21 protein-coding genes are annotated in these 22,322 nt (G+C 70.0%); 4 read left to right on the forward strand and 17 right to left on the reverse strand.

Annotation, left to right across the window (positions count from 1 at the left end; genetic code table 11):
* The first annotated feature begins 96 nt into the window (after positions 1–96).
* The 3 genes from K1T34_RS49605 to K1T34_RS49615 all read left to right on the forward strand — a co-directional run bounded on the left by K1T34_RS49605 (position 97) and on the right by K1T34_RS49615 (position 2,358).
* A complete protein-coding gene (locus tag K1T34_RS49605) occupies positions 97–1,461 on the forward strand; it encodes an FAD-dependent oxidoreductase (RefSeq protein WP_220241701.1) in 1,365 nt (454 codons plus the stop codon).
* Between the two features lie 118 nt (positions 1,462–1,579).
* On the forward strand, positions 1,580–1,987 hold the full coding sequence (locus tag K1T34_RS49610) for a DUF190 domain-containing protein (protein WP_370643574.1): 408 nt from the start codon (positions 1,580–1,582) through the stop codon (positions 1,985–1,987).
* On the forward strand, positions 1,984–2,358 hold the full coding sequence (locus K1T34_RS49615) for a DUF190 domain-containing protein (RefSeq protein ID WP_354868271.1): 375 nt from the start codon (positions 1,984–1,986) through the stop codon (positions 2,356–2,358). The genes K1T34_RS49610 and K1T34_RS49615 overlap by 4 nt, the downstream gene beginning before the upstream one ends.
* Before the next feature lie 41 nt (positions 2,359–2,399).
* On the opposite strand, the gene K1T34_RS49620 is transcribed toward K1T34_RS49615, so the two are convergent.
* The 17 genes from K1T34_RS49620 to K1T34_RS49700 form a co-directional block, all read right to left on the reverse strand.
* Positions 2,400–3,161, reverse strand: a complete 762-nt coding sequence (locus K1T34_RS49620) for an ABC transporter permease (RefSeq protein ID WP_220241702.1) — start codon at positions 3,159–3,161, stop codon at positions 2,400–2,402.
* Positions 3,158–3,973 carry an ABC transporter ATP-binding protein gene (locus K1T34_RS49625; protein ID WP_220241703.1) on the reverse strand — a complete coding sequence of 272 codons (816 nt, stop codon included), beginning with the start codon at positions 3,971–3,973 and terminating at the stop codon, positions 3,158–3,160. Before K1T34_RS49625 ends, K1T34_RS49620 begins: the two co-directional genes overlap by 4 nt.
* Before the next feature lie 147 nt (positions 3,974–4,120).
* Positions 4,121–4,822, reverse strand: a complete 702-nt coding sequence (locus K1T34_RS49630) for a cation transporter (RefSeq protein WP_370643575.1) — start codon at positions 4,820–4,822, stop codon at positions 4,121–4,123.
* Positions 4,819–5,178: a helix-turn-helix transcriptional regulator gene (locus K1T34_RS49635; RefSeq protein ID WP_220241704.1), complete on the reverse strand. Its 360-nt coding sequence runs from the start codon at positions 5,176–5,178 to the stop codon at positions 4,819–4,821. The genes K1T34_RS49630 and K1T34_RS49635 overlap by 4 nt, the downstream gene beginning before the upstream one ends.
* A 66-nt stretch (positions 5,179–5,244) precedes the next feature.
* A complete protein-coding gene (locus K1T34_RS49640; protein ID WP_220241705.1) occupies positions 5,245–7,053 on the reverse strand; it encodes an APC family permease in 1,809 nt (602 codons plus the stop codon).
* A gap of 149 nt (positions 7,054–7,202) precedes the next feature.
* Complete coding sequence (locus K1T34_RS49645; protein WP_220241706.1) at positions 7,203–8,618, reverse strand: PLP-dependent aminotransferase family protein; 1,416 nt, start codon at positions 8,616–8,618, stop codon at positions 7,203–7,205.
* 27 nt (positions 8,619–8,645) lie between these two features.
* Entirely contained in the window at positions 8,646–9,806 is a 1,161-nt protein-coding gene (locus K1T34_RS49650) for a mandelate racemase/muconate lactonizing enzyme family protein (RefSeq protein WP_220241707.1), read from the reverse strand.
* Positions 9,806–11,167 carry an MFS transporter gene (locus K1T34_RS49655; protein ID WP_220241708.1) on the reverse strand — a complete coding sequence of 454 codons (1,362 nt, stop codon included), beginning with the start codon at positions 11,165–11,167 and terminating at the stop codon, positions 9,806–9,808. Before K1T34_RS49655 ends, K1T34_RS49650 begins: the two co-directional genes overlap by 1 nt.
* Positions 11,168–11,433: 266 nt before the next feature.
* Entirely contained in the window at positions 11,434–12,738 is a 1,305-nt protein-coding gene (locus K1T34_RS49660) for an MFS transporter (RefSeq protein WP_220241709.1), read from the reverse strand.
* Positions 12,739–12,798: 60 nt separating this feature from the next.
* On the reverse strand, positions 12,799–13,776 hold the full coding sequence (denD, locus tag K1T34_RS49665; protein WP_220241710.1) for a D-erythronate dehydrogenase: 978 nt from the start codon (positions 13,774–13,776) through the stop codon (positions 12,799–12,801).
* Positions 13,773–15,173: a four-carbon acid sugar kinase family protein gene (locus tag K1T34_RS49670; protein WP_220241711.1), complete on the reverse strand. Its 1,401-nt coding sequence runs from the start codon at positions 15,171–15,173 to the stop codon at positions 13,773–13,775. The genes denD and K1T34_RS49670 overlap by 4 nt, the downstream gene beginning before the upstream one ends.
* Positions 15,170–16,345 carry a DUF993 family protein gene (locus tag K1T34_RS49675; protein ID WP_255638152.1) on the reverse strand — a complete coding sequence of 392 codons (1,176 nt, stop codon included), beginning with the start codon at positions 16,343–16,345 and terminating at the stop codon, positions 15,170–15,172. The genes K1T34_RS49670 and K1T34_RS49675 overlap by 4 nt, the downstream gene beginning before the upstream one ends.
* 24 nt (positions 16,346–16,369) lie before the next feature.
* Positions 16,370–17,626, reverse strand: a complete 1,257-nt coding sequence (locus K1T34_RS49680; protein ID WP_220241712.1) for a CaiB/BaiF CoA-transferase family protein — start codon at positions 17,624–17,626, stop codon at positions 16,370–16,372.
* A 5-nt stretch (positions 17,627–17,631) separates the two neighbouring features.
* Positions 17,632–19,248 (reverse strand): acyl CoA:acetate/3-ketoacid CoA transferase, encoded by a 1,617-nt coding sequence (locus K1T34_RS49685; RefSeq protein ID WP_220241713.1) that lies wholly within the window; start codon positions 19,246–19,248, stop codon positions 17,632–17,634.
* Positions 19,245–20,000, reverse strand: coding sequence for an SDR family NAD(P)-dependent oxidoreductase (locus K1T34_RS49690; RefSeq protein ID WP_220241714.1), 756 nt, complete (start codon positions 19,998–20,000; stop codon positions 19,245–19,247). The genes K1T34_RS49685 and K1T34_RS49690 overlap by 4 nt, the downstream gene beginning before the upstream one ends.
* Positions 20,000–20,506 (reverse strand): MaoC/PaaZ C-terminal domain-containing protein, encoded by a 507-nt coding sequence (locus K1T34_RS49695; RefSeq protein ID WP_220241715.1) that lies wholly within the window; start codon positions 20,504–20,506, stop codon positions 20,000–20,002. Before K1T34_RS49695 ends, K1T34_RS49690 begins: the two co-directional genes overlap by 1 nt.
* The gene (locus K1T34_RS49700) at positions 20,503–21,318 is read right to left on the reverse strand and encodes a sugar phosphate isomerase/epimerase (protein ID WP_220241716.1); all 816 of its coding nucleotides are present in this window, start codon (positions 21,316–21,318) and stop codon (positions 20,503–20,505) included. Before K1T34_RS49700 ends, K1T34_RS49695 begins: the two co-directional genes overlap by 4 nt.
* 170 nt (positions 21,319–21,488) lie before the next feature.
* On the opposite strand from K1T34_RS49700, the gene K1T34_RS49705 reads away from it, so the two are divergent.
* Positions 21,489–22,298, forward strand: a complete 810-nt coding sequence (locus K1T34_RS49705; protein ID WP_220241717.1) for an IclR family transcriptional regulator — start codon at positions 21,489–21,491, stop codon at positions 22,296–22,298.
* Positions 22,299–22,322 lie beyond the last annotated feature (24 nt).

Here is a 22,322-nt window from a genome sequence, read left to right on the forward strand (position 1 = left end):
CCCACTCTGCGGATGTCGTCCTATATTCAAATGTACGTACATTTGAGTGGGTCCCCGAGGGGAACCCCGACGCACAGCGCAGCCAGGAGGAGAGCAATGTCCACCGTGGACTCCACGCACTTCGATCTCGTCGTGATCGGATTCGGCAGAGGGGGCAAAACACTGGCCGCCGCGATGGGGCGGCGCGGCAAGCGTGTCGCCGTGATCGAGCGGTCGGCGCAGATGTACGGCGGTACCTGCCCCAACGTCGGGTGCGTGCCCACCAAGTCGCTGATCCACCACGCCGAAACCGGTACCGGCCACGGCGAAGCCGTCGGAAAGACGCGGAACCTGACCACGAGGCTGCGCGGCATCAACTTCTCCACCCTCGACTCGATCGACTCCGTCACGGTCCTCACCGGACGGGCCGCGTTCGTCGACCCCAAAACGGTGGAGGTCAGCGCCGGCGACGAACGCCTGACCGTGACCGGCGACACCATCATCATCAACACCGGGGCCGAGCCCGTCCTGCCCGCCATCCCCGGGTTCGCCGACAGCAACCGCGTTCACACGAGCACCGACCTCATCGGGCGAGACAACCTCCCGCGCAGGTTGGCCGTGCTCGGCGGTGGGCACGTGGGCATCGAGTTCGCGTCGATGTTCGCGCAGTTCGGCAGCGAGGTGACGGTGCTCGACCAGGCGCCGCGCATCCTGGGCCGCGAGGACGACGCCGTCGCGGCGGCCGCGGAACAGGTGCTGGCCGACACCCGAGTCCGGTTCGTTCTCGGCGCTCAGGTCACCCGGTTGTCCGAGACGGCCGAGGGCGCCCGACTCGACTATCGCCAGGGTGAAGACGGCAGCACAATCGTCGTCGACGCCGTGCTGGTCGCGGCCGGCCGCAAGCCCGCCACGGAAGGCCTGCGCTTGGACCTCGCGGGTGTGGCGACCACGGCCGGCGGTGCGGTCGAAGTGGACGATCGGCTGCGCACCAGCCAGCCCCACATCTTCGCGGTCGGCGACGTCAAGGGCGGACCGCAGTTCACCTACGTCTCCCTCGACGACAGCAGGATCGTCGCCGACCAGCTCGCCGGCCTCGGCACCCGATCCACTGCCGACCGCGTGCACATCCCCTACACGCTCTTCCTGACGCCCCCCTTGGCACGAGTGGGACTCACCGAACGGGAGGCGCGCGAGCAGGGGTACGCGGTGAAGGTGGCGGAAAAAGCGGTCGCGGACATCGTGGCGATGCCCAAAGCGAAGATCCTCGGAGAAACCCGGGGGCTGATGAAATTCGTGATCGACGCGAAGACGGACCAGATCCTCGGCGCCGCCTTGCTGAGCGTCGACGCGCAGGAGCTGATCAACCTGGTCACGCTGGCCATGCGGCACGGGGTGACCGCCGCGGATCTGCGCGACGGGATCTACACACACCCGTCGTCGACTGAAGCCTTCAACGAAGTGCTGGCCGCTACGCGGAGCTGACGCGGGCCCCTTCATCTTCTGCCCCGGTACTTGACCCATCGGACCAGCGGGGATGTACTGGTAGCGGCGATGGATCCCGCCGGGGCCACACGGCCCGAACCGCCGGATGCGACGGCTGATGGCTTCCTGGACGATGCGTGCTGCAGCGGACCGGGAGGACGTCATGACGACAACCAATCACTTTCTGCGATTGTCGATCTTCCTTGGCGATGGGGACACCTGGCACCACCGGCCACTGGACGTCGAGATCGTGTTCCGCGCGCGCCGGGCGGGCTTGGCCGGGGCGAGCGTGTTTCGCGGGATCGCCGGTTACGGCGCGAACTTGCGCATCCACACGCAACGTCGGCTGCCGCTCGGCGCAGACCTGCCGTTGCTGATCGTCATCGTCGACTCGCCCGAGAAGATCCGGGAGTTCCTGCCACAGCTGGATGACCTCGAGCTCACCGCGCCGGTGGTGATCGACGAGCTCGAGTCCCATCCCTTCACGGTCCAGCGGTGGCCACCCACTCGAGAGGGAGTGCGATGACGATGCAGCTCACGGGAACCGCGTTGCGCATGACGATCCTCATCGGCGAAGACGACCTCTGGCAGCACACACCGCTGCACCGCGAGATCCTCGACCGCGCACGCAAGGCCGGCCTCGCCGGGGCCACGGTGCTGCGCGGCTGCGAAGGGTACGGCCTGCACCGCATGATCCACACGACACGGCTACTGAGCATGGCCGATCACATGCCCATCCTCGTCCTGCTCATCGACCGGCCGGACAAGATCCGGGCGTTCCTGCCCCAACTGCGGGAGGTGATCAGCAACGGCACCGTCCTCCTCGACGAGGTCGACGTCATGACGATGGGGTGGTCCACGCTGGGCCCGGCGACCGGATCGCTCACCGAACACTGACGACCGCGCCCGTCCCACTCCGGAAAGCGTGCCCTCGTCGGCTAGGAGATCTTGCGGCGGTAGGTCAAGACAGCGAAGAAGTAAGCCACGACAAGGATGCCGACGCACCAGGCCAGCGCGATCCAGATGCCGCTGCCGACCGGTTGCCCGGTGAACAGGTCGCGGATGGCGTTGACGATCGACGTGACCGGCTGGTGCTCGGCGAAGGCCCGCACCGGGCCGGGCATGGTGTCGGTGGGCACGAAGGCCGAGCTGATGAACGGCAGGAAGATGAGCGGGTAGGCGAACGCGCTCGCGCCGTCCGCGGATTTCGCGGAGAGGCCGGGGATCACGGCGATCCAGGTCAACGCCAAGGTGAACAGGATCAGCATGCCGGCGATCGCGAGCCACGACAGCACGCCCGCTCCCGAACGGAAGCCCATGACGAGGGCGACGAGCACAACGACCACGACCGAGATCAGGTTGGCGACCAGCGAGGTCAGCACGTGCGCCCACAACACGGACGAGCGGGCGATCGGCATGGACTGGAAGCGTTCGAAGATGCCGCTCTTCATGTCCAGGAAGAGCCGGAACGCGGTGTAGGAGATGCCCGACGCGATCGTGATGAGCAGAATGCCGGGCAGCAGGTAGTTCACGTACGAACCCGACCCGGCCTTGATCGCGCCGCCGAACACGTAGACGAACAGCAGCAGGAAGGCGATCGGCATGATCGTGGTCGTGATGATGGTGTCCACGCTGCGCGTGATGTGGCGCAGCGACCGTCCCAGCAGGACAGTGGTGTCGCCTAGGAAGTGTTTGGTCACCGTCGTTCCTCACTGATCCGGGCCGACGCCGCGACGTCCGCGGTGCCGTTGTGACCGACGATCGCGAAGAAGACGTCCTCGAGGGTCGGCTGCTTTTCGACGTATTCGACCTTGGCGGGCGGGAGCAGCTGCTTCAGCTCGGTGAGCGTGCCGTTTACGATGATCCGGCCCTCGTGCAGGATCGCGATCCGGTCGGCGAGTTGTTCGGCTTCGTCCAGGTACTGCGTGGTGAGCAGCACGGTCGTCCCGTGCTCGGCGAGAGTCTTGATGGCCTGCCACACGTCGATGCGGGCCTGCGGGTCGAGCCCGGTCGTCGGCTCGTCGAGGAAGATGACCTCCGGATTCCCGATGAGGCTCATCGCGATGTCGAGACGGCGGCGCATGCCACCCGAATACGTCGACACCTTCCGCGGTGCCGCGTCGGTCAGCGAGAACCGCCGGAGCAGGTCGTCGGCGATCCCACCCGGGTTCTTGAGGTGCCGCAACCGGGCGACCAGAACGAGGTTCTCGCGCCCGCTGAGGATCTCGTCGACGGCCGCGAACTGCCCGGTGAGGCTGATGGAGTCCCGCACGTTCGCCGCCTGCGTGGCGACGTCGAAGCCGTTGACGCCGGCGGTCCCCGCGTCCGCCTTGAGCAACGTGGAGAGGATCTTCACGATCGTGGTCTTGCCCGCCCCGTTGGAGCCGAGCAGGGCGAAGATGCTGCCGCGCGTCACGTCGAAGTCGACTCCGCGCAGCACCTCCAGGCTCTTGTAGGACTTCTTCAGGCCCTGCACGCGAATCGCGGGCCTGTGCACCTGATCGACTGTCATCGCGGTGTCCGTTCTGTCAGATCCACGGTGGGATAAGGATTTCGTGGCGGTAGCGGCCACGATCCCCCGCGGGACTGACATCCGGCTGACACGACTCTGACACTGATGAAGCCCAGCGCTCACCGGCCGGCGGGCCGGTGTCCGGGTTCAGCAGCAGTGTTCGCCGCGCCAGGCTTCGCGGCCTTCCTTGACCGCGACCGCGGCGATGACGAGGGCGACGACGGGGTCGGCCCAGGACCAGCCGAACAACGAGTTGAGCAGCAGCCCGACCAGCAGGACGCCGGACAGGTAGGTGCACAGCAGGGTCTGTTTGGAGTCGGCCACGGCGCTGGCGGAACCGAGTTCGCGGCCGGCGCGGCGCTGGGCGTAGGACAGGAACGGCATCACCAGCAGCGACACCGCCGCCAGCACGATGCCCACCGTCGAGTGCTCCGCCGGCTCCGCGCCGAACAGGCCGCGGATCGACTCGACGCTCACGTAGGCGGCCAGCGCGAAGAACGACAGCGCGATCACCTTCAAGGCGGTGCGCTCGCGGGCTTCCGGATCGCGGCCGGAGAACTGCCACGCCACCGCCGCGGCAGAGGCGACCTCGATGACCGAGTCCAGTCCGAACCCGATCAGGGCCGTCGAGGAAGCGAGCGACCCCGCGGAGATCGCCACCACGGCCTCGACGACGTTGTAGGAGATCGTGGCACCGACCAGCAGCCGCACCCGGCGGGACAGCACAGCGCGGCGCTCGGTGGGAACCGCGGTCGTCGGCTGGGGTGCCGGCGCGCAGCAGCCGTCCATGCAGCCGTCCGTTTCGGGCGTGGCCAGTGGCAGGTTCAGGCGCTCGTGGGCTTCGCTCATCGGGCCGCCTTCACGCTCGCGGACGACGCCGTGGGCGCGACCTCGTTCAGGCACGCCTCGTCGGTGTCCACCGCCAGTACCAGGTGCACCAGCTCGCTCAACGCTTTCGCCAGGTGCGCGTCCGCCAGCTCGTACCGCACCTGGCGCCCCTCGTAGGTCGCGACCACGAGGCCACAGCCGCGCAGGCACGCGAGATGGTTCGACACGTTCGAACGGCTCAGGCCCAGCTGCTCGGCCAGCTGCCCGGGATACCGAACCCCGTCCAGCAGCGTCACCAGGATTCGGCACCGCGTCGGGTCGGCCAGCGCCTTGCCCAACCGGGCCAGCGCCGCGCCCCGCGTTTCGCACGTCAGCATGCGCCGAACAGTACAGCGATCACTGATATAACAGCAAGGGCTGAACAGTTCCGTGGATGCCGGCGCTCAGTGCTCGGCGCCGAGGCGGAACCGCATCCGGCAGACCACCACGTCGGTGTGCCGCCGGAGTGCCCGCGCGAGCACGGCCCCGCGCCGGTTCTGCAGGATCCGCTGCCACGGGCGCGCGGGCTCGACCTCGGCGATCAGGACGAACACGTGGCCGCCGCCGTGCGAACGCAGGTGCTCGACAAGCGGCGCACCCAGGCGGCGGCGCTCGTCGTGGACCTGGACGAGCGCCACCCCCGGATGCCAGCGCTCCCACTCCTCGACGAACGCGCTCGCCGCGCCCTCGTCTTCCGGATGGACGACGTGCACGGCTTCGACGCGCTCACCCAGGGACAGGGCCGCGGCGAGCGCGTCACGGGTCAGCCGCGACACCGTGTGTACCGGAACGACGACGAGCGACCGGTCGGGCCGGGGCGGCGCCGGGGTCCGGCCCAGTTCGAGGCGCTCGCCGATCCGGCGGTAGCTGCGGTTGACCCATTCCATCGCGGCCACCAGCAACGGCAGCGCGACGACGATCAGCCAGCCGCCTTCCCCGAACTTCGTCGCGGCCACCACGATCGCGGCGACGCCGGTGAGCAGTGCCCCGAACCCGTTGAGCGCGGCTTTTCCGCGCCACCCCCGCGGACGCTCGCCCAGCCAGTGCCGCACCATGCCGGTCTGCGACAGGGTGAAGCCGACGAACACCCCGATCGCGAAGAGCGGCACCAGCGTGTTCATGTCGCCGTCCGCGACGATCAGCAGGAGCGCCGAGGTGATCGCCAGGAAACCGACGCCGTAGCGGTACACCCGCCGTTCGGCGCGCAGCGCGAACACGTGGGGCAGGTTGTTGTGTTTCGCCAGCAGCTGGGCCAGCACCGGCAGGCCGCCGAACGACGTGTTGGCCGCGAGCGCGAGCAGCACCACCGTGGAGAACTGCACCACGTAGTAGCCGAACCCGTCGCCGAGGGAAGCGGTGGTCACCTGCGAAAGCACGGTGACGCCGTCGACCGGGCGGATCGAGAACTTCCCGATCAACACGGCGATGCCGATCAGCATCACCCCGAGCAGCCCGCCCAGCGCGACCTCGGCCCGCTGCGCCCGGCGCACGCGCGGTTTCCGGAACGACGGGACCGCGTTCGCGATCGCCTCGACACCGGTCAGTGCGGCACAGCCGTTGGCGAAAGCCTTGAGCAGCAGGAGGATTCCCACCGTCTGCAGGCTCGCGGCGTGCCCGGGAGCCACGATGGCCGCCGCCGGCTCCGTGCGGATCAGCCCGACCACCACGACCGTCAGGATCGCCCCGACGAAGACGGCCGTCGGCGCGATGAACACCCGCGCGCTCTCGGCGATGCCGCGCAGGTTCACCACCGTCACCACGGCCAGCGCCGCGAGGCACAGCCACAACGTGTAAGGCAGCAGCACGGGAAACGCCGACGTCAAGGCCGCGACCCCCGCCGCGACCGACACCGCGACGTTCAGCACGTAGTCCACGATCAGCGACGCCGCGGCCACCAGCGACGCCCGCCGGCCGAGGTGAGCGCGGCTGACCCCGTAGGCCCCGCCGCCGTCCGGGAACGCGGCGATCACCTGCCGATACGACAGCGTCAGCACGCCCAGCAACCCAGCGATCGCGAACGTGACCGGCAAGGTGAACCCCAGCCCGCTCCCACCCGCCACGGCGAGCACGATCACGATGGCTTCCGGCCCGTACGCCACCGACGCCACCGCGTCCAGCGACAACGCGGCCAGCCCCCCGACCACGGAAAGCCGGTGCCGATCACCGCGGCCGGTGGACGCGCCGGCCTCGCGGCGCGCAACAGTAGTGGTCACGAGGCACAGGATGAGGTTCAGACCATCGGGATTTCCCGGCGTTGACGATTTCTTGATGACGGCCGGGAAAATCCGCCCCTGCACGGTGAGGAGGAGCCGCTCCGGACCGGACACCAAGAACGCCGTCGGACCCGTTGGGGCACAACGGTTCAGCGCTGCGCCGGGAGGATCCGGTCAAGTGCCCGCAGCGCCGGCTCGAGGTGCTCCTCGGAGTACCAGAGCGGCAGGCTCAGGTAGGTGCCCAGACCACCGAACGGCGAGAAGTGCTCGAACCCGGTCAGCGCGCGGACACCGCCGGATCTGAGTGCGTTCCCGATCGCCCCCGCGTCCGCGCCGGTGTCCACCCACAGGCCGGTTCCGCCCGAGGGCTCCGTCCACCGCCAGTCCGGCCGGACGCGCATCAGGACGCGCCGCGCGATCTCGTAGCCGCCGCGCAGGTCGGCGGTCCGCAAGGCCCGCAGTTCGGGGAGCCGCTGCAGCAGATCGACGGCGACGAGCTGGTCGAGCACCGACGACGTGAGGTCGATCGACCGTTTCAGCTCCGTCAGCCGCTCGATGACGGGGACACTCCCCCGGATCCAGCCGACTCGCAGACCACCCCACGTCAGCTTCGACAGCGTGCTGACGGTGAGGTGCTGGTCCGGCGGCAGCAGGGCGGCGAGCCCGGGTCGGCGTTCGTCGGCGAACAGCAGCTCGGCCGAAGAGGCGTCCTCGACGCAGAAGGTGTGGTGGACGTCCAGGATCCGGGCGAACGTGCGCAGCGACCGCGCGTCCATCGTGAGCCCCGTGGGGTCGTGCACGACCGGCTGGCAGTAGACGAGCCGTGGTCGCCGGCGTCTGACGAGCTGTTCGAGCAGGTCGAGCCGCAGCGCCGAGCCGGCGAACGGGACCGGCAGCAGCCGGGTCCCCGCCCGCCGCAGCACGTCGAGCGTCCGGCGGCTCGTGGGGTCCTCGACCACGACCTCGTCGACGGGCCCGATCAGCAGCTGCGCCACGAGCCAGGTGGCCTGCTGGGCGCCGCCGGTGATGAGGATGTTCTCCCGCGTCGTCGGTGTGCCGAGGTTCGCGTAGTACGCGGCGACCGCGTCGCGCAGCTCCGGAAGACCGGCCGGGAAGAACCCGCCGGCCGCGACGTGGCCCATGAGCCGGCGCCGGTCGATGCCCGCGATCGCGTCGGCCACGGTCGGCAGCCCCGGCAGCGCTCCGCGGGCGATGTCGTAGGACGCCAGTGCGTCCGGGCCGAGGACCGGCGCGGCGCCCTGGTCGGCACCGATCGCGCCGAAGCCCTTCCGGCGCACCCGGCACCCGGAGCGCTGGAAAGACTCGACGACATCGGCGGCCACCAGTGCTTCATAGGCCTCGGTGACCGTGCTGCGGGAGACGCCGAGCGCCTCGGCCAGCTTGCGCTGCGAGGGCAGCAGCGCCCCGTCGGCCAGGTGGCTGTCGGTGATCAGCTGGCTGATCCCCAGGGCGAGCGCGCGCGCCAAACCACGGTCGTTGCTCGGCCAGTCGCCGAGCATCCGCGCGAGCCGCGCGGGCTCGACCCGCCCTTCCGACGGTGGCATCCGGTCCTCCTCCCGGCCCGACGGTACCTACTGGTCGATCACGGACCCGTCGATGCTCAGGCGCGCCTTGACCGGCCGTGGCACGTACGGCACGCGCTCGGTCACGTCCGGACGCAGTTTCACCCCGATCCCCGGGCTCGCGTCGACCAGGAGGAACCCACGGCCGTCGTACTCGGGCTGGCCCGTCACGATCTCGCCGCCGTCCGGCCGGTCGGCCAGCAGCGAATGCCAGGTGCGGCCCGGGTACTCGAGCAGTGCGAAGTTGGGGATCGCCGCCGCGATCTGCAGCGACGCGGCCGTGAGCACGGGGCTGAGCGGGTTGTGCGGCACGACGCCGATGTGTTGCGCTTCGGCGAGCGCGGCGATCTTCTTCGCTCCGGTGATGCCGCCGACCATGCCGACGTTCGGCCGCACGAACTGCACCGCCGAACGGCGCAGGAGCATGGCGAACTCCCAGATCGAGGTGAGCCGCTCCCCCGTCGCGATCGGCACGTCGACCCGGCTCGCGACGTACTCCATCTCGTCGAAGTTGTCCGGCGTCACCGGGTCTTCGAGGAACTGCGGGCGGAACTCGGCGATGCCCAGTCCGAGCTGCACCGCCTCGGCCGGGGTGAGGCGCCGGTGGATCTCGATGCACAGGTCGACGTCGTCACCGACGGCGTCGCGGTAGGCGCCGACGGCCTCGATCGCGTGGCCGATCTTCGCCGCGTGGGTCTCGAAGTACGGCACGGAGCGGTCTTCGTCGAGGAACGGCGTCAGGTGCCCGACGGCCGTGAACCCCTGCTCCTTGGCCGCCTTCACGCCGGCGACGAGCTCTTGGCGGGTCGTACCGACCACGTGCTGGTACACCCGCGCGCGCTCACGGACGGGGCCGCCGAGCAGCGCGTGGACCGAGGCGTCGCGGTACTGGCCGGCCAGGTCCCACAGGGCGATGTCGATCGCGCTGAGCGCACCCATGATGTCGGCGCCGCGGAAGTGGAAGGCGCGGTAGAGGTACTGCCAGTGGTGCTCGATCCGCAGCGGGTCCTCGCCGAGCAGGTACTCGCCGAACTTCACCACCGCGGCGGCGGCGGACTCGTGGAAGCCCCACGCCCCCGACTCGCCGAGCCCGACGAGGCCTTCGTCGGTGTGGACCTGGACGAAGAGGTAGCGGTCGACCAGGATCGGCTCGACCTTCGTGATCTTCATCAGGCGGCACCGTCTTTCGCGTAGGCCGGCGCGGCAGTCGCGTCGGGATCGTTCGCACCCGCGACCACGGGCTTGGACAGGGAGATGCAGACGAAGCTGATCGCGCCGAGCACGACCATCAGCAACGCCACGGGCCAGTAGGAACCACCCGCCAGATTCACCAGGCTCAGCCCGGCCACGCGGATCAGGCCACCGACCGCCGATACCGACTCACGGGCCAGGGACACGCCGCTCACCCGGATCCGCGGCTCGAACATCTCGGTCAGGTAGGCCGCCTGCCCGGCGTTGTTCAGCTCCTTCCCGACCGACGTGCCGAGGATGAGCGCGAGCCAGATGACCACGGGCTGCCCGGTGTCGACGAGCCAGTAGAACGGGAACGCGAGCACCATCGCGAACGCGGCCGCGGTCAGGTAGACCCGTTTGGTGCCCAGCCGGTCCGTGAGGTGGCCGAACAGCGCCACCGACCCGATGCCGAGGGCGGACGCGATGAGCAGGCCGGTCAGCACCGTCTGCTGCGCGACGCCGACTTGCTTGACCGCGTAGACCGTGACGAAAACCGTGTAGAGGTAGCCGAGCGGCGGGTCCATCAGCCGCGCGCCGGCGGCGAGGAGCACCTGCTTCGGTGCCGTGCGCAACAGTTCCGCCATCGGGACGCGGGGCTGCTCGCCGGTGCCCTTGACCCGCTGGAACTCGGGCGTTTCCTGCACCCGCAGCCGCAGGAACAGACCGACCGCCACGGGCACGATCCCGACCAGGAACGGGATTCGCCAGCCCCACGAGAGCAGCTGGTTCTCAGGCAGGGTGCCGATCACCGCGAAGGCGGCCGTCGAGAGCAACATCCCGATCTCGGCGCCGACCTGCGCGGTCGACGCGAACAGGCCCCGTTTCCCGGGAGGCGCGTACTCGGCACTCATCACCACCGCGCCGCCGAACTCGGCGCCCGCGCCGAAGCCCTGGCACAGCCGCAGGAACACGAGCAGGATCGGCGCCCAGACGCCAATACTGCCGTAGGTCGGCAACGCGCCGATCAACGTCGTCGCGATGCCCATCAGCACGAGGGTGGTGATCATCACGGCCTTGCGGCCGTGGCGGTCGCCGAGGTTGCCCAGCACCACACCGCCGAGCGGCCGCGCCACGAACCCGACGGCGAAGGTGGCCACCGACGCGATCGTGCCGACCTCCGAACCGAGGTCCGGGAAGAACAGCTTGTTCAGCACCAACGCCGACGCGAGCCCGTAGAGAGCGTAGTCGTACCACTCGAGAGCGCTGCCGATGATGCTGGCGGCCACGACTCGACGCCGCATCGGCGACTTCCCGCCGTCGACCGGGTCCGGCTCAGCCGGTGTTCGTCGCGCATCCATTCATGTCATCCTCTCCATTAAGGACTGATGCGGGCACGACGGATCCACGATCTCGCGCCGGCGCGTCCGTCCGACCAGGACAGCTCGCTTCTCCGTCGGCTCGTGCAACGGTGCGTCAGGCCACGGGAGGGATGCCAGGCCAGTGCGGGTCAACTGGCCTGCTGCGTCAGCGCGGTCCTCGGTCTCGACAGGAAAGGCCAAAACTGACACGGGTGGCCGCGGCCGCTTCGACAGCGGTCGCGGCCACCCGTGGTTCGGCGGCGTCCTCAGGCGGCGACGGTGGGTTGCGCCAGGGGGCGCCGTTTCCGCATCGCCGCCACCGCGATCAGCCCGACGAGCGACGTGGTGAGGACGAAGTAGTACGGCGAGCGCAGGTCGTCGGTCGCGCTGACCAGCCAGGTGCCGATGTAGGGCGCGGTGCCGCCGGCGATGACCACGGAGATGTTCGTGGCCAGCGCGGTGCCGGTGTAGCGGACCTCGTCGGGGAACAGTTGCGGTGTCACGGTGTAGGAGGCGACCTGGAGGAACGCCATGTTGACCATGATGAGCACGTAGCCGAGCGCGGCGAGCCCCAGGTTGCCGACGTCCATGAGCAGGAAGCCGGGATAGGTGATCACGGCGTAGCCCACGAGCCCGATCACGGCGACCTTGAGCGGACCGATGCGGTCGGCGAGCCGCCCCGCGAACGGCATGAGACCGACCGCCACGAGGGTGACCGCCGCGGTGATCCAGTACACCGGCGATTTCGCGTAGTGCAGGTTGGTGACCAGGTAGATGGAGATGAACGTGGAGCCGATGTACGCCGCGCCCTGCACGCCGATGCCGAGCGCAGTCGCCTTGACCAGTGCCCCGGGGTAGTCACGCAGGGCGGATGTCAAGGGGAAGCCGTGGCGGGCGGTCGTGACGTCGCGGTCGATGTCGGGCAGCATGCGCCGCGCGAGGTAGCACACGACGGTGAGCGGCAGGCCGATGAGGAACGGGATCCGCCAGCCCCAGGAGCTCAGCTGGTCAGCGGCCAGCACTCCGGACACGATGCCGACCGCGGCCGAGGCGATCGCGAAGCCGGCGTTGGTGCCCATCGGGGTGAACGCGCCGTAGCGGGCCTTCTTGCCCGGTGGCGCGGCCTCCGAGATCACGGTCGCGGCACCGCCGACCTCGCCGCCGGCGAAGAAGCCCTGCGCCAGCCGCACGACCAGCAGGAGGACCGGTGCGAGGACACCGACCATGGCGTAGGTCGGCAGCACGCCGATGGCGGTGTTGGCGAGCCCGATGCCGACGACGGTGACGAGCAGCGCCCGCTTGCGCCCGAACCGGTCGCCGACCCAGCCGAACACGATCCCGCCGATCGGGCGGATCACGTACGACAGGGCGAACACGGCCAGGACCGCCAGCAGGGACGCCACGGGGTCTTTGCCGGGGAAGAACAAGGGCGCGATGATCGCCGAGACGTAGCCGTAGAGGGCGTAGTCGTAGTACTCGATGAGCGTGCCGATACCGCCGGCCAAGCCGACGCGGCGAACCTCTTTCGCGGTGCGGAGGGACACTTCTGGCTCCAGGTCGCGGATGGTCATGCCCGGCCTCCGTCGCAAAGGGACGGTGGCTTCGTTGCCGTTGTCATCTGGTGCGCTTCCTTACTTCAAGCCGTCGACGTAGGCGCGGACGATGTCGTCGAAGGAAAGTTCCGCTGCCAGGCCTAGCTTGTCCGCGCGGGGGGTGTGGAACCGGGCCGGCCAGTTGCGCACGATGGCGCCGACGCCCACGTCGTCCGTCCAGTCGATGAGGTCGCTGGTACCGGCACCCGCCACGCGGTCGAGGGCGAACGCCATCTCCTGCGGGGTGGTCGTGAGCGCCGGCAGGTTCATCGCTGTCGGGCTTCCCCACGTTGCGTCGCCGACTTCGGCCGCACGCAGCAGCCCCTCCAGAGTCTTGCGCGGGGAGGACAACGCGATCGGCGTGTCGGACGGCACCGGACAAGCGGCGCGCTCTCCGGCCAGCGGCTCGCGGATGATGCCGGACAGGAAGCTCGACGCTGCCGCATTGGGCTTTCCCGGCCGGACCGACACGGTCATCAGCCGAACCGACCGGCCGCGCACGAATCCCTTGCGGGTGTAGTCGGCCACGAGCTGTTCGCCGATGAACTTCTGGATGCCGTAGCTGGACTGCGGCCGCGGCAAGGTGTCGTCGTCGACGGCGCCGATCGGGCCGATCGCCGGATCACTGCCGAACACCGCCAGCGAGCTGGAGAACACCACCACCGGTGGCACGGCCAGCGCGCGCGCGTACTCCAGCAGCGTGCGAGCGCCGTCGAGATTGGTGCGCATGCCGAGGTCGAAATCGGCCTCCGCCGCGCCACTGACCACACCGGCCAAGTGGAAGATCGCGTCCACTGGACCGAGATCGTCGAGTGCTGTCGCGAGATCGCCGACGACCGAGCGCACCCGCTCGTCGGCGATGAGGTCGGCGGGCGGGGTGACCAAGTCGACGAGCACGAGCTGACCGATCTCTTCGGGTGCCGCGCCGCCGAAGCCGATCGGGGCTTCGAGCAGACGACGGGCGAGCAGCGCGCCGAGGAATCCGGCGCCACCGGTGATGACGATGCGCGTGCTCATGCTTTCTCCAGTCGGTCGATGACGTCGGCCAGTGACGTTTCGCCGCCGACGTTCCCCGCGAACACGATGTAGGGCAGCCCCCGCGCCGGACCCGACGCCGGCTCCCACAGAGAAACGATGCCCGGCAGCAGCGAGCCCCGGATCCACGCCCGGTCGATCCCGAGAGACTCCGTGGCCACGTCGGACGAGGTGATGCCGCCCTTCGCGACCACATAGGACGGACGCCGCGCCGCGACGGTCTCCCCCGCGACCCGGGTCAGCGCGGCGCTGACCCGCCGCGCGATCTCCAGGCTGTGCGCTTCGTCCCGGCCCTTGACGAGGGTTCGCGAGGTTCGCAGGACGACAAGTGAGTCCGTCAGCGCCGTCGTGGCCGCGGTGACAGCGTCGCGCAGGTGCTGTTCCGAACGTCGGTCGTCGAGGATCGTCGGCACGTCGAGCTCGACGGTGGTGAAGCGGCGCCGGACGGCGAGGTGCTCGAGCTGCCGGCTCGTGAGTCCTACGTGGGACCCCACGACGACGAGGCCGTGCGCGTCGCCCTCGACCAGCCGCGCGAGCGTCCCGTCGTCGATCGGCGGCTGCGCGTCCTGCCCGACCCGCGCTCGCACGAACGACGGGCCGACGCGGTAGAGGAACGTTTTTCCGTCCTGTTCCGCCGCGAGGATCGCGAGCACACTCGCGCGGAGGTCGTCGTCCTCGTCGGCGTCGAGCACGACTACCCGGCCGTCGCGGACGTCGTTCAGCCGGGCGCGCAACGTGCCGTCCGTGCCGGTGCGGATCACGTCCAGCGTCAGCTCGGCGACTTCGCCCCGCGGGATGCGGCCCGCGCTCTTCTCTTCCACCCACTCGGAGAGCTTCGACGAGCGATAGCCGAAGGACGCGTCGCGGGCGAACTCGCTCTCGGCCACCGGCACGAGACCGCCGGCACCGCGCAGCCAGTGCGTGCCCTCGATCGTGACGCGCCCGGCGTCCACATAGGCCGGTGCCAGCAGGACCCCGTCGACCGCCGCACCATGGCGCGACACCACGTCGCCCAGGACGTCGGTCTCCAGCGGGAAATGGCCACGCAGCGTCGAATCGCTGCGGCTGGCGAACGCGAGCCGGACGTTCTCCTGTTCCGCCGCGACGAGACAGGCCTCGGCGACCTCACGGTCACGGGCGGCGGCGTCCTCGGGCGAAAGGCTCCGAGTGTTGGTCAGCACGTAGAACCCCGCCGTGCCCTGCCGCAGGGCCCAGCGGATGTCCTCGACCGTCCAGCGGGTGAGCACGGGCAGTTCACGCACGGTCTGCGTGCCGGTGGGGTCGTCGTCGAGCACCGCGACCTGGCGGGCACCGGCGAGCGCGCGCCGCACCTGCTCGACCGGGACACCACGGACCGGCGGCAGCGTCCCCGGGGTCACTCGATCCCCTCGGTGGCCAGCAGCAGGCGCATGCGGTGGGCGGCCAGCTCGGGGTCGGGGAAGAGACCGAGCTCGTCGGTGAGCACGAACAGGTCGGTCAGGTGCTGCAGCGACCGCATGCCTTCGCGGCCGCTGACCATGCGGAAGTGGTCCTGGTGGCCCGAGAGCCAGGCGACGAACACCGTGCCGACCTTGTACCGGTCGGCCGGGGCCTCGAACATCTTGACCGCGAGCGGGATCGAGCGGTTCATCGTCTCGGTGAAGCCGGCTTCGTCGCCGGCGTCGAGCGCCGCGAATCCGGCCGCCGCGATGGGCGCGATCGGGTCGAGCACCCCGAGCAATCCGTGGCTGTGGTGCTCGCCGTCACCCAGCAGCAGGTCGGTGTAGCCGTAGTCGTCGCCGGTGAACACCTTCACGCCGGCGGGCAGGCGGCGGCGGAACTCCTGCTCCAGCTCGTGGTCGAGCAGGCTGAACTTGATGCCTTCGAGCTTCTCGACGTTGTCGCGGGCCAGCTGGACGACCACGTCCATGGCCGAGAGCACGTCGGTGTGACCCCAGTACCCGGCCAGGCTCGGGTCGAACCCGGTGCCGAGCCAGTGCACGATGGCGGGGTTGTCCGTCTTCGACAGCACGTCGCGGTACACCGAGAGGTAGTCGTCCGAGGTCTTCGCGACGGACACCAGGGCGTGGCTCGCGCGCAGGACCGCGGCACTCCCCTGCGCCTGCACGAACTCGAGCTGTTCGGTGTAGGCGTCGACGATCTCCGCGAGCTCGGGCCGGGCCGAGGTGAGCTGGTCGGTGCCGGCCCCGGCGACCACGGCGGCCCCTGCTTCCCGGGCGGCGGCGACTCCGAGGCGGATGAGCTCCTGGGCCTGGGACCAGTCCAGGCCGCCGGGCCCGCGCTCGGAGGTGTCCATGGCCTCGGCGATGCCGACACCGTAGGAGAACAGGTGCTGCCGGAAGGCGATGGTCGCTTCCCAGTCGACCGGCGGCCGGTGCCCCGGCTGGTAGTCGGCGCGCGCGTCGGCGACCACGTGGGCGGCCGCGAGCACGGTGCGCGAGGCGAACGGCGCCGGGTGGCGCGGATAGTCGACGGCTTCGTGCATCACGTGCCGGGTGGTGCCGCCGTCCAGGGTGGGCACGACGAGCGACGTCGAATTCAGGGTGGTCACTGCGGGGAATCTCCTTGCTGGGGGTCAGGACCAGGCGGCTGTGCCGCCGGTGCGTTCGCGGTCGGCTTCGGAGCCGATCACGCCCGTGGCCTTGAGGTGCGCGATTTGTTCGGGGGTGAGGCCCGCGGCGGTGAGGACGTCGTCGTTGTGCTGCCCGATCTTCGGCGGGACGTGGCGCAGCCGCGCCGGGGTCTCCGAGAGCGCGACGGGCATGCCGACCCACTTGACCGGCCCCACTCCGTCCACATCGGACTCGATGACGAGGCCGTTGTGGCGCACCTGCGGATCCTCGAACACGGCGTCGTACTCGTGGACCGGCGCGACGAGCACGTCCTCGGCTTCGAAGCGGGCCATGATCTCGGCGCGCGGGAACTTCCGGATCGCCTCGGCGAGCAGCCGGTGGGTCTCCTCGGTGTGCTCGCGCAGGCCTTCGATGGTCTGGAACCGCGGGTCGTCCACGTGTTCTTGCGCGAGCCCGCCGGCCCGGGCCGAGCGTTTCCACTGCTCGTCGACGTAGAACTCGCCGATGAGCGTGAACCACAGGCCGTCGGCGGCCTCGTAGTAGCCGTAGAGCGCGGTGTTGTGGGCGTGGGCGATGCCGGCGGACGGCCGGTCGAACCGCTGCCCGGTGTTGAGGTAGGTCGTGCCTTCCTGCAAATGGCTGGTGATCGCCGCGTTGAGCAGGTTCGAGTCGACGACCTGGCCGCGGCCGGTCTTCGCCCGGGCGGCGAGCGCGATCATCATGCCCTGCGCGAACTGCATGGACGCCAGGTAGTCGACCATGAACGTGCCCACCGGCACCGGGCCGGTCGCCTGGCTTCCGGTCAGCGCCATCAGGCCACTGATCGACTGGGCGGCCAGATCCTGGCCGCGGCGGTGCACGTACGGCCCGGACAGCCCGTACCCCGAGGCATAGGCGACGATGATCCGCGGGTTGAGCTTCGACAGCTCGTCCCAGCCGAAGCCGAGCCGGTCCATCACGCCGGGCCGGAAGTTGCTCGCGACGATGTCGGCGTCCTTCGCGAGCCGGTGGACGAGAGCTTTGCCCTCCGGCGACTTCACGTCGACGCTGATGCTCTTCTTGTTGCGGTTGGTCGCCGACCAGTGCGGGCTGAACCCGTTCGCCAGGAACGGCGGCTGGAACCGGCCGATCTCGCCGGCGTCGATCCGCTCGACCTTGATCACCTCGGCCCCGAAGTCGGCCAGCACCTGCGTGGCCGACGGGCCTTGCTCGAGCTGGGTGAAATCGAGGATGCGGACACCTTCGAACGCATCGGTCATGAGAACTACGGCCTTTCTGTGGTCTTGTCACGCCGCGGGCGCGGTTTCAGCCCGGCCGGCTCGGGCCGGAAGAAGCGGGAATCCATCAAGCTGGGTTCCGACCGCATCAGGGGCACGAAGCCCATCTGGTCGAGTACGTCGCGCCGCAGGTCGACGCCGGGGGCGATCTCGACGAGTTCCACCCCCTCGGCCGACAACCGGAACACCGCGCGTTCGGTCACGTACAGCACCTGCTGTCCTTGCGCGTGGGCGCGTTCGGCGCTGAAGCAGATGTGGGAAACCTCGTCGACGAACTTCGGGTAGCGGCCGTCCTTCGCGATGACGAGCCGGCCGGCGGTGACGCCGACGTCGAGCCCTCCGCCACGCAGGGTCCCGCAGAACACGACCGTGCGGGCCTTCTGGCTGATGTCGATGAATCCGCCCGGACCGATCGGTTTGCCGCCGGCCGTGGCGACGTTGACGTTGCCGTGCCGGTCGATCTCGGCGTAGGCGAGCCCGGCGAAGTCGAGCGCGCCGCCGTCGTAGAGGTCGAACTGGCTCGGCATGTCCACAATCGCCGACGGGTTGATCGCGGTACCGGAGTCGAGCCCGACACCGGGCAAGCCGCCGAAGACACCTTGCTCCACGGTGAGGGTGAAGCGGTCGAGGAACCCTTCTTCCAACGCGACGTAGCTGATGCCGTTGGCCATGCCGACGCCCAGGTTGGCGAGGTCGCCCTCGTGCAGCTCGATCGCCGCCCGGCGCGCGACGACCTTGCGCTCGTCGAACGGCAGCGGCTCGACCTCCGTCGGCCGGTTGGGCAGCGTGCCGGTACGGCGTGGGTCGGCGACCGTGATCGGCGTCTGGTTGGGGTAGTCGGTGAGCACGACGTGGTCGACCAGCGGTCCGGGGATCCGGACCCGGTTCGCCGGGATTTCGCCCCGGTCCACGAGCCGCTTGACCTCGACGAGCACCAGTCCCCCACTGGCGTGCGTGGCCTGCGCGATCGCGAGGTTGTCGCCGAACGCGGCTTCGTCGTCCATGCCGATGTTGCCGTCGACGTCGGCTTCGGTGGCGCGCAGCAGCGCGATGTCGACGCCGAACCGCGGGTAGAACAGCCACTCCTGCCCACCGAGGGTCACCAGCTCGCTCAGCCCGGTGGTGGTGCGCTCGTTCATCCGCCCCCACTGCCGACGGGGGTCGACGAAGGTGCCCAAGCCGATGTCGGTGAGCAGGCCGGGCCGGCCGGCAGCGATCTCCCGGTACAGCAAGGAGATCGTGCCCGCGGGCAGGCCGACGGCCTCGACCTCGTCGCGCGCGATCACCCCCTGCTCCCGCGGTGAGAGCACGAAGTGCGAGCCCACGAACCGGCGGACGAGCCCCGGGATCGCGACGTGGTCCACACCCCGCCCTTCGTGGTCGCCCAGCCCCATCACGTGCACGACCGTGAGACCGGACGGCGAACCGCCGTCCTCCCAGCGCTGTTCGAGCGCTGCGAGGAGCGTTTCGGGGACCTGCAGGAGGGAGCCGGTGCCCCCGACCGCCACGGTCGCACCGCTGGGCACGAGCGCGACGGCCGCCTCGGGCGAAAGGTGCAAGTCGGTGCGGTCCCGGCCGGAGGGCGCCGCGTCGAGCGGGATCACGCCATCACGTCCCCGCCGCACACGTTCACGCACTCGCCGGTGATGTACGACGCGTCGTCGGACGCGAGGAACGCCACCGCGGCCGCCACCTCGTCGGGCCGGCCGATGCGGCCCAGCGGGTTGGTCGAGAGCCGGCGTTGCAGCGCTTCCGCCGCGTCTTGGCCGGTGATGCGTCCGACTTGTTCGCTGCCGAAGTCGGACAGGGCGGTGTCGATCCGGCCCGGCGCCACCGCGTTGGCCCGGATCCCGCGCGGTGCGAGCTCGGCCGCGAACGACTTGGTCAGGCTGAGCACGGCGGCCTTGGAGGCGGCGTAGTTCGCCGAAAGCGCGTTGGGCAGCAGCGCCTGGATCGAGGCGACGGTGACCGCCGCGCCGCCCTCGCGCAGGCATCGCGCGGCCAGTTGCAGCGTGAGCAGCGTGCCGCGCGCGTTGACGTCGAGCACCCGGTCCCAGTCGGCGACGGTCAGCTCGCTCGCGGGAGCGAAGGTCTGGATGCCCGCGTTGGCGACCACCACGTCGAGCCGCTCGTCGAACGATGCGAACGAGGCGGGGTCGCCGACGTCGAGGGTTCGTGCCTCGACGGTGAAGCCCTTGTCCCGCAGGGCTTCCGCCGCCGACCGGGCGTGTGCGAGGTCGACGTCGGCCACCACGACCGCGGCGTCTTCCGCCGCGAGACGCTCCACGATCGCGCGGCCGATGCCCCGGCCCCCACCTGTGACCAGAGCGCGCTTGCCGGTGAACCGTCCCGCCATCAGTCGCCGGCCTTCTCACTCGCGGCGACGCCACCCAGCGGCACCTTGGACAGCAGTTCGACCTTCTGCCCCTGCTGGCAGACCCGCCCGTCCTGGTCGACCACCTCGACGTCGAAGGTCACGATCGCCTGGTCCGGCTTGGACTTCGAGTCGCGCATTTCGGCGACCGAGTAGTTCACGAAGATCGTGTCGCCGATGAAGATCGGCCCGACGAACCGCCACTCCTTGATGCCCAGGAACGCGATCGCGGTGTTCCGCAGCAGTTCCGTGCGCGGCCACATCAGCCCGTGGGCGTAGGCCAGCCCGAGCATGCCGTGGGCGATCCGCCGCCCGAACTGGCTGGCTTTGGCGTACACGTCACTCGTGTGCACCTCGGAAAAGTCCCCGGTGAGCCCGGCGAAGCCGATGACGTCGGCATCCGTGATCGTGCGGCCGGGGCTGCGGAACGAAAGACCGACGGACAGGTCCTCGTACAGCAGTCCTTGCCGGGGAATCTCCTTGCTCATGCGCGGCTTCCTTCCTCTGCCCCGACACCGGTGTCGTCGAGAGCGGTCTTGAGCGAACGGGCGGCATCGAGCGGCGGCAGCGACCGGAACCGGTCGCCGAGCACCTCGATCTCGAGCGCGCCCGCGTAGCCGGCTTCTCGGGTGAGCCGGACGAACTCGCGGAGCGGGACGACGCCCTCACCGGGGAGACCCCGGGGCGGCAGGCGGCCAGGCTCCGGCACCATCCAGTCGGCGATCTGCACGGCGGCGATCCGGCGCCCGGCCCGGGTGAGCCCGGCGGCGAGCCGGTGATCCCACCACAGGTGGTAGCTGTCGACGGCGATCCCGAGGAACGGCGAATCGAGCCTCTCGACGACGTCGGTCGCCTGCGCCAACGTGACGAGCCACGACCGGTCGGCGGCGAGCACCGGGTGGAAGGGCTCCAGCGCCACGACGACGCCGGCCCGTTCCGCGGCCGGCAGGGCGAGTTCGAGTGCGGCCTCGAGGTCGGCTTCGGCCGCGCGCGGATCGCCGGGCCGCGGCGGCCCGGCGATGACCACGAGCACACCTGCGCCCAACTCGGCCGCTTCGTCGAGCGCGCGCACAGTCTCGTCGTGCTCGGAGTGGCCGAGGAAACCGCCGCGGCACACCGTGTCCACCCGGATCCCCGCGCGTTCGGCCTCCTTCGCCGTCGCACGGGCTCCGCGGTATCCCGGCGCCTGGCGCCACACCGCCACCGCGTCGAACCCGGCTCCGGCCGCCGCCGTCACGAACTCACCGGTGTCCAGGTGCAGGAAGCTGCCCTGGCTCAGCACGGTCTCGACGGCAGGCACTCCGACTCCTTTGTCTCTCGCGGCGGCAGCATCCGCCAGAAATGGAACGTACTTCAAGAGTGGAACATCGTTCTGAAAAATTGTCAATCGGCTGGTGACCACACTGAGCGCCGTCGCGGCAGCGCTCGGCTACGCTTGCCGGACGTCGGTTCGGCGGAGAGCAGGGAGCAATGGCAGCAGGGGCATTGTCGCGCGGTCTGGGTGTTCTGCAGAGCCTCGTCGGGCACGCGGAGGGCGTCCCGCTGGCGCGCATCGCCGAGGAACTGGACCTGCCGAAAAGCGCCGCGCACCGCATCCTGACGTCCCTCGTCGAGGAAGGGTTCGTACGGCAGCAGATGCCGTCGGGCAACTACGTGCTCACGTTGAAGATCGTGAGCCTCGGGCTGCGCCACCTCGCGAGCAGCACCATTTTCGAACTCGCCGTGCCCGTGCTCGCCCGGCTGGCCGCGGAGTCCGGCCAGCTCGTCCGCCTGGGCCTGGTGGACGGTGAGCAACTGCTGTGGGTGGCCAAGTCGCAGGGCGCCCGGGCCGGCCTGCGCTACGACCCCGACCACGGCTCCGAGATCCCGTTCGCGTCGTCGGCCAGCGGCGTCGCCTGGTTGTCGCGGCTCACCGACGACGAAGCGCTGCGCCTGGTCGCCCGCCAGGACTACGACGAGCGTTACCCCGCGGGACACAACGCGCCCACCAGCCTGGCCGAGGTCCAGTCCCGCATCCACGAAGCGCGCGAACGCGGCTGGGCCCACGTCCACGACAGCATCGAAGAAGGCATCTCCGCGATGGCGACCCCCTTGGTCGACCCCGACAGCGGTGCGCCGCTGGGCGTCGTGAGCATCGCCGGCCCGAGTCTCCAGCTGCCGGACGAGCGCATGACGGAACTCGCGCCCCGCCTGCTCGAGACGGCGGCGGAATTGTCGGGGCTGGCGGGCAGCCTGTCGCAGGAGATCCGGACCCGCACCGAACCCGGCGTGTCGAGCTGACCTGAGGGGGTGCCCCGGCGCCCG

This window comes from Amycolatopsis sp. DSM 110486 (assembly GCF_019468465.1).
Classification (GTDB): Bacteria; Actinomycetota; Actinomycetes; order Mycobacteriales; family Pseudonocardiaceae; genus Amycolatopsis.